This window comes from Micromonospora sp. NPDC048907 (genome assembly GCF_055586885.1).
Window position 1 is genome coordinate 36392 of record NZ_JBVJHI010000008.1, and the last position, 13723, is coordinate 50114.

Consider the following 13723-nt stretch of genomic DNA (forward strand, 5'->3'; position numbering starts at 1 on the left):
CCTTGGCGGCGGGGGGGTGGGCGCGGGCGGCGCGGCGCTGCTGGGGGGGGGGGCGGTCCTCGCCCCGCGGCGGGGGCCGGGCCGCGGCGGCGGGGGGGGCCCCCCCCCCCCCGGCGGCCCGTAGGGTGGGTGTCGTGATCACCTGCGTCGTGCACTACACCGTGGACCCCGCGCAGATCGAGGCGTTCGAACGCTTCGCCCGCGAGTGGATGCGGCTGGTGGCCAAGCACGGCGGCGTGCACCACGGCTACTTCCTGCCGGCCGAGGGAGCCAGCGACCGGGCCGAGGCTTTGTTCAGCTTCGAGAGCCTGGCGGCGTACGAGCGCTACCGCGCACGGTTCGGCGACGACCCGGAGTTCGTGGCGGCCGACCGGATCCGCGACGAGTCGGGCTGCGTCCTGCGCTACGAACGCACCTTCATGCGCCCACTCCTGCCGACCGACTGATCCCACGATCTCCCGGCGCCGTGCGGAACCTGGCGCGGTTGATACTTGTCCCGTGACGGAGGAGCGCGCAACGGAGTCGACCCGGTGGACGATCCACGGTGAGCGGGTCGTGGACGACACCCGGCGAGCGCGGTTGAGCATCGCCGACGTCGAGCTGCCGGACGGTGTCCGCTTCGAGCAGTACGTGATCCGTGCGCCCCGCTCCGCCATGGTCGCCGTGCTCGACGAGCGGAATCGGTTGTTACTGATGCGACGACACCGGTTCGTCTTCGACCGGTGGGTGTGGGAACTGCCCGGCGGCTACGTCGACGACCAGGAGGAGCCGGCCGTCTGTGCAGTGCGCGAGGTCGAGGAGGAGACCGGCTGGCGGCCACGCACAGTCGAGCCGCTGCTGTCCTTCCAGCCGTGGGTCGGCACCGCCGACGCAGAGAACATGCTGTTCCTGGCCCGGGCGGCCGACCGCACCGGCGCAGCCACGGACGTGAACGAGGCGGAAGAGGTCGCGTGGATCCCGCTGGATGAGGCACGCAACCTGATCCGAACTGGTGAGATCGTCGGGGCCGGCACGGTGGTGGCCGTGCTGGAACTGATCGCCCGTCAGACGAGCGGCGAGTTGTAGCCGTCAGCGCCGAGTGCCGAGCGCAGCGCCGATCTGGCCGAGGAACAGTCGGACCGTCGGCCGGCGGCGGTGCGGTACCAGCCGGGCCTCAAGGTCGCGGAGATAGCGGACGGCCCGGGACGAGCGGAGGTGCCTGACCAGGGCCAGCGACTCCGCGCCGGTCGCGCACGCCCGGTCCGGCTCACCGCGTCGCAGTTGCACCGAGGCGAGCAGTGCCAGGTTGAACGCCTTGCCGCGGACATACCGCTGGTCCATCCGCAATGACCGGATGGCGAAGCGTTCGGCCTGGACCGGCTTGTCGAGGGCATGGAAACAGTGGGCGAACTTGGCCGACAGGTACGCCTCGTCGAAGTAACCCAGCCACTGGGGATTGGCGCTTCGATCCGCTCGGTCGAGCGCCCGCTCGGCGCGATGGAGAGCGGTCGCGCAGGCCCGTTCGTCCCCGGTCGTCGCCAAGGCGTGGGCCTCCAGGACGTACGCCTCGGCGGTGAGAACGGCAAGGCCGGCGCGCTGGGCGGTCAGACGGGCGGCGCGGGCGAGGTCCACGCCGACGGCAGCGTGACTCAAGTAGGTGGCTTGATGGCTCATCGCGGCCAGTACTTCTGCACCCAGGCCGGCGTCCTCGGCAGCGCGGGCGAGATTTAGCGCGAGGGTCAGGTAGCGCTGGGCGACGCCGTGCTCGGCCACGTCGTAGGCCTGCCAGCCGGCGAGCTGGGTGAGTTCGGCGGCTGCGCTCAGTAGGCGGCGGCCGGAGGCGCCGTCGTAGCGTCCCTCGGTCAGGAGCGGGGTGACCTCCTGGTGGAGGTAGCGCGCGACGGCCACCCGTGCGTGTCCGCCGCCGTACTGGTTGTCGAGGCGGCGGTATGTCGTGGACATCTCATGGATGGTGTCGATGTCGGGCTGACCGACGGCACGACGGCCCGTCGCGGCCACTGCCTGGCCGGTCGGCGCGGTGAACCAACGGAGTGCGGGGACTGTGTAGCCGGCCGACGTGAATGTCACCTGGCGGATCATGTCTCTCCGGTTCACATCGCCTTCCCAGAGCCGTACAGCGGTGCGGATGTCGTCCCGCCAGGATCGGTCGACCGGCGTGGCACTCTGCCGTCCCGGAGGCGGAGGGGCCGCGTCGGCGTGACATGGCCGTCTGCGGGGTGCCAGGCCGCCGAAGGCCATCCGCGACTCGTCCGGCATCTGGAGCCCGTCGGCGATGCGCTCCAGCACCTCGATGGACGTGACTTTGCGGCCGGCGATGACGCGACTGATGTAACCCTGCTCCAATCCGACTGCGGCACCGATCCGGGTCTGACTCGCCCCGGTCAAACCACAGATGCGCCGGAACAGCCCGCCCACGTCCCGGCTGCCGAGCGCGGTGCGCACGGCGGGATCGGTCCAGGCGCCCTCGGGGATACGGAGTGGATCGAGCAACACATCAGCTCCCGGCGTTGCGGAACGACTACCCACGGTGCTCGCCCCGCAGCCTAGCTGTGCGGTGGAGGCGGGACGAGAGGGTCATGTCGTCGTGACATGACCAGCCGACATGGCCCGTCGCCGGGGCGGAACGGGATGGTGCCGCCATGACGTGTGACTGTTCGGACCCGATCCATCACCGTGTCCTTCGCCCGGCCGGCAGCAGGTCCTGGTGGGACGGCAGATGAGAAGGCCTCAACTCTCTGGCGGCCGACAGGTGTCGTACGACGGGTACCTGATTGTGGCGGCGATGACGTTGGCGCGACGGCACCGGCCGGTGTGGTCGTGGCAGAGGTGGCGTCGGGTCTGCCGCTGCGGATCGGACTTGCCGTGCCGTGCCCGCCACCGCATCCCGATCAACCGGGCGCACTGGCCGGGAGAGCAGGAGTGACCAGCGCGTCCTTCCGGCTCAGGTGCTTCCCATGAGCGCCCATGGGCCAGTTCTGCCGATCTGGGCGTGTGGTGGCTGTGGTCGTTCATGGCCCTGTCCGACCCGGCGCCAGGAGTTGCGGGCGGAGTACGCGGGCGCTCCCGTGTCGCTTGCGCTCTACATGGGTGCGCAGCTCGTGCGAGCGTCGACCGACCTGCACTGGCTGCCAGCCGGTGCGCTGCACCGGCGGTTTCTGGGGTGGATGAGGTGAGCATTCTGCGTGCCGGCGACGAGAAGTTCACTACAGCGATGGTTCGCACCGGTGGATGCCGCCGACTCCGGACTATGACCAGGAGGTCTGGGAGGACCACGTGCGGCAGCATCAGGCGCGGCATCTGCGGGGCGAGCGGCCGTCGGTGCGCATGGCGCGGCTCGTGTGAGCGGGGTTTCGTTGACCGAGGACGCGTGGCGCTTCTACGGTGCACCCACTCCCACCGCTTGTGGAGGCAGCAGATGACGCAACGAGTGAAGGCGGCCGGCTCGCCCCTTACCGGAAGGAGACCCCCGCATGGCTGACTTCGTCGGCGCCGTGGACCAGGGCACCACCAGCACCCGTTTCATGATCTTCGACCACGGTGGCAACGAGGTCGGCCGCCACCAGCTCGAACACCAGCAGATCCTGCCGCGGGCGGGCTGGGTCGAGCACAACCCCCTGGAGATCTGGGAACGGACCCAGACGGTGGTCCAGACCGCGATGAACGAGCACGGCCTGGCCGGCTCCGACCTCGCCGCGCTCGGCATCACCAACCAGCGCGAGACCACGGTGGTGTGGAACCGCCGGACCGGCCGGCCCTACTACAACGCGATCGTCTGGCAGGACACCCGCACCGACCGGATCGCCTCGGCCCTGGAACGCGAGGGCCGGGGCGACGTCATCCGGCTCCGGGCGGGGCTGCCGCCGGCGACGTACTTCTCCGGCGGGAAGATCCAGTGGATCCTGGAGAACGTCGACGGGGTCCGGGAGGCGGCCGAGCGGGGCGAGGCCGTCTTCGGCAACACCGACACCTGGCTGCTGTGGAACCTGACCGGCGGCACCGAGGGCGGCGTGCACGTCACCGACCCCACCAACGCCAGCCGCACGATGCTCATGAACCTGGAGACGCTCGACTGGGACGACGAGCTGCTGTCGTTCTTCGGCATCCCGCGGGCCATGCTGCCCGAGATCCGGCCGTCCTCCGACCCGCGCTCGTACGGCAGCACGGTGCCGCACGGCCCGTTCAGCAGCCCCGTCCGGATCACCGGTGACCTGGGCGACCAGCAGGCCGCCACGGTCGGGCAGGTCTGCTTCGCGCCGGGCGAGGCGAAGAACACCTACGGCACGGGCAACTTCATGCTGCTCAACACCGGCACCGACATCGTGCGGTCCACGGCGGGGCTGCTCACCACGGTCTGCTACCAGTTCGGTGACGAGGCGCCGGTCTACGCGCTGGAGGGCTCGATCGCGGTCACCGGCTCGGCCGTGCAGTGGCTGCGCGACCAGCTCAAGATCATCAGCAGTGCCGCGCAGAGCGAGATCCTGGCCCGCCAGGTCGAGGACAACGGTGGCGTGTACTTCGTGCCGGCGTTCTCCGGGCTGTTCGCCCCGTACTGGCGCTCCGACGCCCGGGGCGCGATCGTCGGCCTGTCCCGGTTCAACACCGACGCGCACATCGCCCGGGCCACCCTGGAGTCGATCTGCTACCAGAGCCGCGACGTGGCCGAGGCCATGGAGCAGGACTGCGGGGTGCCCCTGGAGTGCCTGAAGGTCGACGGCGGCGTCACGGTCAACGACCTCTGCATGCAGCTCCAGGCGGACATCCTCGGTGTGCCGGTCAGCCGCCCGGTGGTCGCCGAGACCACCGCCCTGGGCGCCGCCTACGCGGCCGGGCTCGCCGTCGGGTTCTGGAAGAGCACCGACGAACTGCGCGAGAACTGGAACGAGAGCCGGCGCTGGCAGCCGACCTGGTCGCCGGAGCAGCGCGAGACCGGTTACGCCCGGTGGAAGAAGGCGGTCGGCCGCACCCTCGACTGGGTCGACGTCGACTGAGGGTGCCGGTCGGGTCAGCGCAGCGCGATGGTGACGGTGGCGGTCAGGCCGTCGGCGCGGCGGCGCAGGCTCAGCGAGTCGGCCAGGTGGTCCGCCAGCCAGAGGCCCCGGCCGCCCGCCGCGTCCCCGCCGACCTGCCGGATCGGCGGCGCGCCGATGCCCGGGCCGTGATCGACGACGTCGCAGAGCAGGAGGTCACCCTGCCGCCGCAGGTGCAGGTGGCCCGCGCCGCCGCCGTGGCGTACGGCGTTCGTCGCCAGTTCGTGGACCGCCAGGACGAAGTCCTCGGCGGGCTCGTCGGTCAGCCCCGCCGCCGCGACGGCCGCGGCGACGGCATGCCGCAGCTCGGTGATGCTGGCCGCGGTGAAGGCCCGGGAGAGCAGCGACGACGCCTCACGTCGCGCATGCCCGGCCCCCGTGGAATTGATGTCGGCCGGCGGTACGGAACCGCCCATGGGAAAAGAGGCTACCTGCATTCCGATTTTCCGCCCGCGTCGCCCCGGCCCCGCCCGCCTACCCCGGTGTGCCGGCGGGCTCCGGCGGAATCCGCAGCACGAGCAGGGCGATGTCGTCGTCGCTGCTGGCGGCGAATCGGGCCAGCAACTCGTCGCAGAGCTGCTCGGCGGTCGACCCGTGCCGGCCGGTGAGGCTCCGCACCAGTTCCGCCAACCCGTCGTCGATGATCGCGTCGCGCCGGTCGATCAGACCGTCGGTGTACAGCACGACGGCGCTGCCGGGCGCGAGGGTGACCCGGTGGTCGCCGCGCGCGACGCCGGCCTGGACGCCCAGCAGCATCTCCGGCGGCGTGCGCAGCAGGGTCGCGGTCCCGTCGGGGTTGACCAGGACCGGCGGCGGGTGCCCGGCGTTGGACCACGACAGGGTGTGTACGCCGCTGCGGGCCTGCTCCTCGTCCTGCTCCACCCGGGCCAGGACCGCGGTCGCCAACGCGTTCACGCCCAGGCCCCGCGTCGCCGCCTCCAGGCCCTCCAGCACCCCGCCGGGCGGCTTCCCCGCCGTGTACGCGACCCCGCGGAGCACGTTGCGGATCTGCGCCATGGCCGCGGCGGCCTGCTGGTCGTGGCCCGCCACGTCCCCGATCACCAGGGTGAGGGAGCCGTCGGGCAGCAGGAACGAGTCGTACCAGTCGCCGCCGATCCGTGCGCGTTCCGCCGCCGGCTGGTAGCGGACCGCCACCTCGGTCCCGGGCGGCTGGGCGGGCGGGGTCAGCAGGCTGCGTTGCAGCCGCTCGGACAGGTCGCGTTCCAGGATCGCGACCCGCCGTTCGGCCTGGCGGGCCTGGGCCCGCTGCAGCGCCTGCGCCACCGTCGTGCCCAGCAGCCGCACGAACCCCACGTAGCCGTCGTCGAGGGGCAGGTGCTGGCTCAGCCGTGCCACCAGGACCGCGTCCGCGGACGGTGCCGGGCCCGGCAGGCGCATCCGCATCACGGGGACGTCGGCCGTCGTCTCCAGCGCGAAGTCCCCGTCGCGGAGGATCGTCGACGGCAGCGCGGGCAGCGGCGGGCGGGCGGCGTCGCCGGCGGCGTCCGGGACGAGGATGTCGACATCCGGCAGGTCCTGCGGATCGGTGCGCAGCACCCCCAGCGCCCGGTCCAGGATCTCCGCCGGGTCCTCGAGGCCGCTGAGGGCGTCGCTGAGCCCGACCAGCATGATCAGCCGCCGCTGGGACAGCACCTGCGTGGTGGTCTCCGTCGCGATGTCGATCACGCCCTCGGCCCGGCCGTCCGGGTCGCGGACCGCGGAGTAGGAGAACGTGAAGAAGCACTCCTCGGGGAAGCCGCGCCGGTCCATGAGCAGCCGCATGTCCCGGGTCCAGGTCGCGCGCCCGGTCGACCGCACCGAGCGGAGCATCGGCCCGATGACGTCCCAGATCTCGGCGAACACCCGCGCCGCGGGGGCGCCGAGCGCGGCCGGGTGCTTCTGCCCGATCAACTCGACGTAGGCCTGGTTGTAGACCATGACGAACTCCGGGCCCCAGAACAGCGTCACCGGGAACCGGGAGTGCAGGGTGAGGTCGACGGCGGCACGCAGCGTCGGGCTCCAGTCGCGCACCGCGCCCAGTGACGTGGACGCCCAGTCCACCTCGCGGTACGCCGAGCGCAGCGTCCCTGCCGGCTCGAACAGCTCATCCACCGCCCGACCATAGCCGCACCCCCACCCCCCGGTGGGGCGCCGGGCTCAGGGGGTGCCCGAGCCCACGGCACCGTTCGGGCGGAGCCCCCGCCCGGGTGCCGGGCCGGACCCGGACGGCGCGTCACCGGTCCATGACCGCGGGCGTCGCTCCGGCCGGCCAGGAGCCGGCCGAAGACGACGGGGGCGGCGGCGCTGCTCGGTGAGAAGTGGCGGTTTCCGGATCCGACGTCGGCCGAGCCACCTGGCGAACCCCGCTCGAAAATCGATGGGAAAGAGCTTTGTGAAAAGCCGGTGACAGGACTGCGACGACACCCGGTCGAGGCGAGCCAGGGCGCTTTGTTGAAGCGCTTTTCCGACAGTCTCGGAATTGCCGAACAGCAGCAACAGGGTGGCGTCATCCCTGCTCAAGCCCCATGTCCCGGCCAGGGGAACCGGCAATGGTCGCACGCCCACCCCGTCCGGGTAAATGGCTGAGTCCGTTTGGTATCAGGAGCCTGGTGAATGAATTTCAGCGCCGCAGAATTCGAGGGCGACCGGGGGAATTGTCGCCCCGGCGGCTCTCATCATCAGGAGGTAACACCGTATGAGTCCAATGACATCGGGCGGACGCGGGGGAACGGTCGTGCGCCGTACCCTTTTCGCGTTGGCCGCCGCGATCGTCGCCACCGGCGCCCTCGGGACGCCGGCCATGGCCGACAGCAAACCCGTCACCCCGTCGACCCAGCCGGCCGAGGCCGTGCCGGGCGGGTTCGCCAGTTGGCGGGCGCTGTTCGCCGAGCAGGACCGGCTCAACGCGGCGGCCGGTGAGATCACCGCCGCCCGCGGCGAGGGCTTCGCCGGCGTGGTCGCCGCGCCCGAGGCCCGCAGGCTCACCGTCTACTGGAAGGGCCGGGTGCCCGGGTCGGTCCGTGACCTGGCCCGGCGGCTCTCCGTTCCGGTGAAGTTCAAGCCGGCCCGGTTCCACCAGCGCGAGATGGTCGCCGAGGCGCAGCGGCTCGCCGCCGACCCGCGGGCCGTCTCGGTCGCCGCCAAGGTCGACGGCAGCGGGCTCGCGGTGACCGTCTCCGGCAAGGCGCTGGCGTCGGGCAAGCGGGACGTCCTACGTACCGCGCGGCTGCCGCTCAGCGTGAGCACCACGCCGAGTGCCACGCCGCTCAACCGCCAGAACGACTTCGCCCCCTACTGGGGCGGGGCGCGCTACTACGCCGGCGGCGGCTGCAGCACGGGCTTCGGGGTGTACTGGAACGACGCCCGGCAGATCCTCAGCGCCGGGCACTGCGGCATCAACGGTCAGGTCGCGTACGACGGTGGTGGTCCCACCAACACGATGGGCCCGATCATCAACGACTGGAACCCCCGGGACACCTTGATGATCAGGGTCGCGGCCGGCGGCCGGATCTACACCGGGCCGTACAACGCGGCCACCAGCGTCGGGGTCGGCGGCGCCGCCTCCGACTACGTCGGCAACTACGTCTGCACCGGCGGATCCTCCAGCGGCGAGCACTGCAGCCTGCGGGTCGACGTGGTCAACCAGTTCATCAACATCGGGTACGTGATCGGGCCGGTCACGCAGGCCAACCACATCGTCGCCGGGGGCTGCGCCGCGGCGCCGGGCGACAGCGGCGGGCCGGTGTACTCGTACCGGTCGGACGGCCGGGTCGACGCGCGCGGCACCGTCTCCGCCGGCGTGCTCGGCACGGCGACCTGCCCCGGCGTGAGCCCCAACGGCTCCCGGACCGTCTGGTACGCCCCGCTGCTGCGCCCGGTCGGTGACGCCCAGATCGGGTCGCTGACCTACTACGGCGCCTCGCTCATCCAGGGCTGAGGTTCCGACGCCGGCAACGGCCGGCGTACCGCACGACACGACAGCGTGGGCCGGTCCATCCGGGACCGGCCCACGCCGACGCCTCAGCTCGCCGTCAAGAAGCGGTTCCGGCCGGTTCACCCGCCCGAGCGGCGCTGGCAGACTGGGGCGATGCCCTCCGCCGAGACGCCCGTGCCGCCCGTTCCCCGCCGCCGCACCCGGGCGCTCGTCGCGGTGGTCGTCGCGCTCGCCGTGGTGGGCGGGGTCGGCGCCTGGGCCCTGCGCGACCGGGTCGCCGGCGAGGGCGGCGCGGCGGATCCGGGTGGCGCGGCCGCGCTCGCCGGCCCGGCGGGCGGTGGCCGGGACTGCGCGGGCCGGCCGGCCCGGGCGACCCGCGAGCTGCGCGGCATGTGGATCACGACGGTGAACAACATCGACTGGCCGAGCCGGCGGGGGCTGCCGGCCGAGGCCGCCCGGGCCGAGTTCCGCGGCTGGCTGGACCTGGCGGTGCGGCGCAACCACAACGCGGTCTTCGTGCACGTGCGGCCGAGCGGGGACGCGCTCTGGCCGTCGAACTACGCGCCCTGGTCCGAGTGGCTGACCGGGCGCCGCGACGGCCGCGACCCCGGCTGGGACCCGATGGAGTTCATGGTCGCCGAGGCGCACGCCCGCAACCTGGAGTTCCACGCCTGGTTCAACCCCTACCGCGGCGGCCAGCCGGCCACCGTGGGCGGGCCGGGCCCCCGCCTGGACCAGCTCGCGCCGACCCACCCGCTGCGGCGGCACCGCGACTGGGTGGTGACCTATCCCAGCGCCGACAAGCCCGGCAGCCGCCTCTACTTCAACCCCGGCATCCCGGAGGCGCGCCGGTTCGTCGAGGACGCGATGCTGGAGGCGGTCCAGCGGTACGACGTCGACGGGGTGCACTTCGACGACTTCTTCTACCCCTACCCGGAGGCCGGCCAGGACTTCCCGGACGGCGCGGCGTTCGCCCGCTACGGCGGGCGGTTCGCCGACAAGCACGCCTGGCGCCGGGACAACGTGAACACCCTGGTCCGGGAGATGAGCGAGCGGATCAAGGCGATCAAGCCGTGGGTCAAGTTCGGCATCAGCCCGTTCGGCATCTGGCGCAACAAGCGCACCGACCCCGCCGGCTCGGCCACCGCCGGCCTGCAGAGCTACGACGACATCTACGCCGACACCCGGCTCTGGGTACGGCGGCAGTGGCTGGACTACGTCGTCCCGCAGCTCTACTGGACCATCGGCTTCGGCAAGGCCGACTACGCCAAGCTGCTGCCGTGGTGGGCGGCCACGGTGCGCGGCACCCGGGTGCAGCTCTACATCGGCCAGGCCGACTACCGGGTCGGCGAGCGCGGCGCCTGGCGGGATCCGGCCGAGCTGGACCGGCAGCTCGCGTTGAACCGGCGGTACGGGGTGAGCGGCAGCGTGCACTTCAGCGCCCGCCAGGTGCGCGCCGACCGGCTCGGGGCGGTCAGCCGGTACAGCCGGGCGCACTACGCCGCCCCCGCGCTGCTGCCCACGATGGCCCAGCTGCCGGCGGCGCCGCCGCCCGCGCCCGCCCTCACCGGCGCGCGGCGCCAGGACACCGGCGGTGTGGCGCTGACCTGGCGCGGCGACGACGCCGTGGGCTTCGCCGTCTACCGGGTGGACGGCGGAACGGCCCGACTCGTCGGCACCACCCGTGGTCGGGACTGGGTGGACCCGGCCGCCCCGGCCGGCGGACCCCTCACCTACTGCGTCTCCGGCCTGGACCGCGGCGGCAACGAGGGCGGGCTCAGCGCGCCGGCGTCCGTCGCGTGACGGTGGCGGGAGGCGCCCCGCCCGGCACGTCGGCCGCGCCGGGGTGTGCCGCCGCGGCCGGCTCCCGGTCGTCGGGCGGCCGCGAGGGGTCGGGCGGCTGGGGCGGTGAGATCCAGGTGACCAGCACCACCGAGATGATCATGAGGAGGAACCACGAGGCGAGCTTCGCCGGCGAGACCAGCTGCCAACCGCCCAGTTGGCTGGGGTAGAGCCAGGCGTTCGACCAGGTGGCGATGTTCTCGGCGAGCCAGATGAAGAAGGCGACCAGGAGGAACGCCAGCAGCAGCGGCATGCGCCACCGGTACCGGAAGATGCGGAACTGCATGACACAGCGGCCGAACACGAGCGCGACGGCGGCGATGAGCAGCCACCGCACGTCGAGCACGTAGTGGTTGGTGAAGAAGTTGGCATAGATCGCCGCGGCCAGCACCGCCGTCAGCCAGCGCCTCGGGTAGCGGGTGAAACGCAGGTCGAACAGGCGGTTCACCCGGACCAGGTAGGAGCCGACCGCGGCGTACATGAAGCCGCTGAACAGGGGCACGGCGCCGACCCTCAGCAGGCCGTCGGACGCGTAGGACCAGGAGCCCACCTCGGTTTTGAACAGCTCCATGGCCGTGCCGACGAGGTGGAACAGCACCACCACCCGCAGCTCGCGCAGGGTTTCCAGGCGGCCGGCCACCATCGCGACCTGGATGGCGACCGCCGCGAGCGTCAGGAGGTCGTTGCGGGCGAACGCCGCGTCCACCGGATACCAGAGGTGCGCCGCGAAGATGACCGCCAGCAGCGCCCCACCGAAGACGCACGCCCAGGCCTGTTTGAGCCCGAAGACGGCGAACTCGGTGAGCCAGCCGGCCGGCCCGTGCCGGGGCAGCCGGGCGAGGATCGCCCGCGAGCGGGTGTCGATGGCGCGTTCGGCCGTGGTCAGGGCGGCCGGTCCGGACGGGTTGGGCATCGCCGTCGACGCTATCGCGGGCCCGCCGGGGCCGTCCGGGTCGTCCCGCGCAGCCCGAGCAGGGCGACCAGGGCGAGCACGATGACCGCGACGGCGTACTCCTCGGCGGTCCGGCGCAGGCCGCCGCCGTGGACCACGAGGAAGCCGGCGATCACCGTGGGCAGGCCGAAACCGACGTAGGAGACGATGTAGAGCAGGGAGAGCACGCTGGCGCGCTCGTGCGCCTCGACCAGCGGCGTGACGGTCTTGAGGCTGCCCTGGAAGCCGCCCCCGAAGCCGACGCCCCCGAACGCGAGGCCGACGAAGAAGCCGGCGATGGAGTCGGCGGAGACCGACACCAGGGTGATGATCATGCCGATCACGAGCGCGGTGCTGCCGGTGAGCATGACGGTCCGCGCGGGCCGGTCGCGCAGCACGAGGATGGCGGCCGACCCGAAGACGGCGAAGACGAAGATGCTCAGGCCCCCGGCCACGATCGAGGAGTTCATGAGCGCGCGCACGAGCGCCGGGCCGAGCGCGGCGAAGAACCCCGCGAGGGCCCAGACGGCGAAGGCGACCGGTGCGACGACCAGCAGCGGCCCGCGTACCGCGCGGGGCAGCCGGATCTCCGGCCGCAGGCTCCGCAGCGCCCCCGACATGGGCGTGACCGTCTCCGGCATCAGCACGACCCCGACACCCTGGACGAGCAGGACCACGAGCAGGACGACGTACACCAGGCGCGTCGGAGCGGGCAGGTACTGGACGAGCAGCGCGGAGAGCAGGGCACCGACGCCGGTCCCGATGCCCGGGGCGATCGAGTTGGCGAGCGTGCCGCGGGCACGGTCGATGTCGAGCATGGCGGCGGCCGCCGCGCCGGTGGCGGTGCCGGCCGCCAGGCCCTGCACGACGCGGGCGGCGACCAGCGCCGGTACGCCGCCGGCGAGGACGAAGATCACCAGCGAGATGATCTGGACCGCGATCGCGGCGAGCAGGACCGGGCGCCGCCCGACATGGTCCGAGAGCTTGCCGACGGTGAGCAGCGAGGCCAGCACCGCGACGGCGTAGACGGCGAACACCACCGTGGTGGTGATCGGTGAGAAGTGCCAGCGCGCCTGGTAGATCCCGTACAGCGGGCTCGGGGCCGTCGACGCGGCGACGAACGACACGATGATCGAGGCGAGCAGGACCAGGGTGACGTTCGGCGTGAGGCGCTTCTGCTGCTGGGCGATGCTCATCGGGCGTGCTCCTCGGGTGAGCGGCGCGCGGCTCAGGCGGACACGTCGACGGCCGCGGCGCCGACGACGGCCCGCTCACCCTCCTGCTGCACGTAGCCGACCACCGACGCCTGCGCGGGGTCCAGATCCGGTGGCACCGCCAGGTCCACCCGGCCCTCCTCGGCGCCCAGTCCGACCGAGGTGAAGGCGCGTACGACGTTGTCCTGCCGCAGCCGGCGGCCGGCGTTCTCGCCCCGGGGGACGTCGTTCTCCAGGCCCCGCTCGACGACCGCCACGTGCAGCATGCCCCGCGCGGGCGGATGCTCGGTCCGGTAGTCCACCACCACGTGCCCGCCGCCCGCGTCCCCGACCGACAGGGTGAGCGGCGTGGTGGCCGCCGCCGACAGCGCGGACGTGATGGCCTCGGCGGCCCGCCGCCGGTCGGAACCGACGAACTCGGCCGTGCCGTTGACGACCATCTGCGGGGTGTAGAGGTGTCCGGTGCCGAAGGCCCGGGCGTACGCCTCCTGCCGGGCGGTGTACGCCGCGGCGGCGTACGGGTCCGGCCAGCCCAGGTGGTCCCAGTAGTCGACGTGGAACCCCAGGGCGAAGACCGGCTCGCCCCGCTGGCGGGCGTCCCGCTCGATCTCGGTGAGCACCTCCTCGGCGGGTGGGCAGCTCTCGCAGCCCTGCGAGGTGAACATCTCCACGACGGCGAAGCCGCCGTCGCCGGCCCGCGGCGGCGACCCGGTGGGCGAGAGGTCCGTCATGGCGTGGCTCCTGGCGTCCGTCGGTGCTGCTGGCGGCACTCCGA

At 72.6% G+C, this 13723-nt stretch carries 11 protein-coding genes; 5 read left to right on the top strand and 6 right to left on the bottom strand.

Features of this window, described 5'->3' with window-relative positions:
* Positions 1–134 precede the first annotated feature (134 nt).
* The gene (locus ACZ6PY_RS25560) at positions 135–446 is read left to right on the top strand and encodes an NIPSNAP family protein (protein WP_313722179.1); all 312 of its coding nucleotides are present in this window, start codon (positions 135–137) and stop codon (positions 444–446) included.
* Positions 447–498: 52 nt separating this feature from the next.
* Positions 499–1065, top strand: coding sequence for an NUDIX hydrolase (locus ACZ6PY_RS25565; RefSeq protein WP_466076034.1), 567 nt, complete (start codon positions 499–501; stop codon positions 1063–1065).
* A gap of 3 nt (positions 1066–1068) precedes the next feature.
* Here the strand turns inward: ACZ6PY_RS25565 and ACZ6PY_RS25570 are convergent, their stop codons facing one another.
* A complete protein-coding gene (locus tag ACZ6PY_RS25570; protein ID WP_466076038.1) occupies positions 1069–2493 on the bottom strand; it encodes a helix-turn-helix domain-containing protein in 1425 nt (474 codons plus the stop codon).
* Between the two features lie 977 nt (positions 2494–3470).
* Here ACZ6PY_RS25570 and glpK point away from each other — a divergent pair.
* Positions 3471–4988: a glycerol kinase GlpK gene (gene glpK / locus ACZ6PY_RS25575; RefSeq protein WP_466076045.1), complete on the top strand. Its 1518-nt coding sequence runs from the start codon at positions 3471–3473 to the stop codon at positions 4986–4988.
* Positions 4989–5002: 14 nt separating this feature from the next.
* On the opposite strand, the gene ACZ6PY_RS25580 is transcribed toward glpK, so the two are convergent.
* Together ACZ6PY_RS25580 and ACZ6PY_RS25585 are read right to left on the bottom strand one after the other, a co-directional pair.
* Positions 5003–5443: an ATP-binding protein gene (locus tag ACZ6PY_RS25580; RefSeq protein WP_466076052.1), complete on the bottom strand. Its 441-nt coding sequence runs from the start codon at positions 5441–5443 to the stop codon at positions 5003–5005.
* Positions 5444–5501: 58 nt separating this feature from the next.
* A complete protein-coding gene (locus ACZ6PY_RS25585) occupies positions 5502–7139 on the bottom strand; it encodes a PP2C family protein-serine/threonine phosphatase (protein WP_466076056.1) in 1638 nt (545 codons plus the stop codon).
* 622 nt (positions 7140–7761) lie between these two features.
* On the opposite strand from ACZ6PY_RS25585, the gene ACZ6PY_RS25590 reads away from it, so the two are divergent.
* The gene (locus ACZ6PY_RS25590) at positions 7762–8964 is read left to right on the top strand and encodes a S1 family peptidase (protein ID WP_466076060.1); all 1203 of its coding nucleotides are present in this window, start codon (positions 7762–7764) and stop codon (positions 8962–8964) included.
* Between the two features lie 150 nt (positions 8965–9114).
* Positions 9115–10764, top strand: a complete 1650-nt coding sequence (locus ACZ6PY_RS25595; protein ID WP_466076063.1) for a glycoside hydrolase family 10-like protein — start codon at positions 9115–9117, stop codon at positions 10762–10764.
* Here the strand turns inward: ACZ6PY_RS25595 and ACZ6PY_RS25600 are convergent.
* Genes ACZ6PY_RS25600 through ACZ6PY_RS25610 form a run of 3 tightly spaced genes read right to left on the bottom strand, consistent with a single transcriptional unit; the run spans position 10739 to position 13679 of the window.
* On the bottom strand, positions 10739–11716 hold the full coding sequence (locus tag ACZ6PY_RS25600) for a DUF817 domain-containing protein (RefSeq protein WP_466076066.1): 978 nt from the start codon (positions 11714–11716) through the stop codon (positions 10739–10741). The genes ACZ6PY_RS25595 and ACZ6PY_RS25600 overlap by 26 nt on opposite strands.
* An 11-nt stretch (positions 11717–11727) precedes the next feature.
* Positions 11728–12930 (bottom strand): MFS transporter, encoded by a 1203-nt coding sequence (locus ACZ6PY_RS25605; protein WP_466076069.1) that lies wholly within the window; start codon positions 12928–12930, stop codon positions 11728–11730.
* A gap of 32 nt (positions 12931–12962) precedes the next feature.
* Positions 12963–13679: a DUF1223 domain-containing protein gene (locus ACZ6PY_RS25610; protein ID WP_466076074.1), complete on the bottom strand. Its 717-nt coding sequence runs from the start codon at positions 13677–13679 to the stop codon at positions 12963–12965.
* Positions 13680–13723 lie beyond the last annotated feature (44 nt).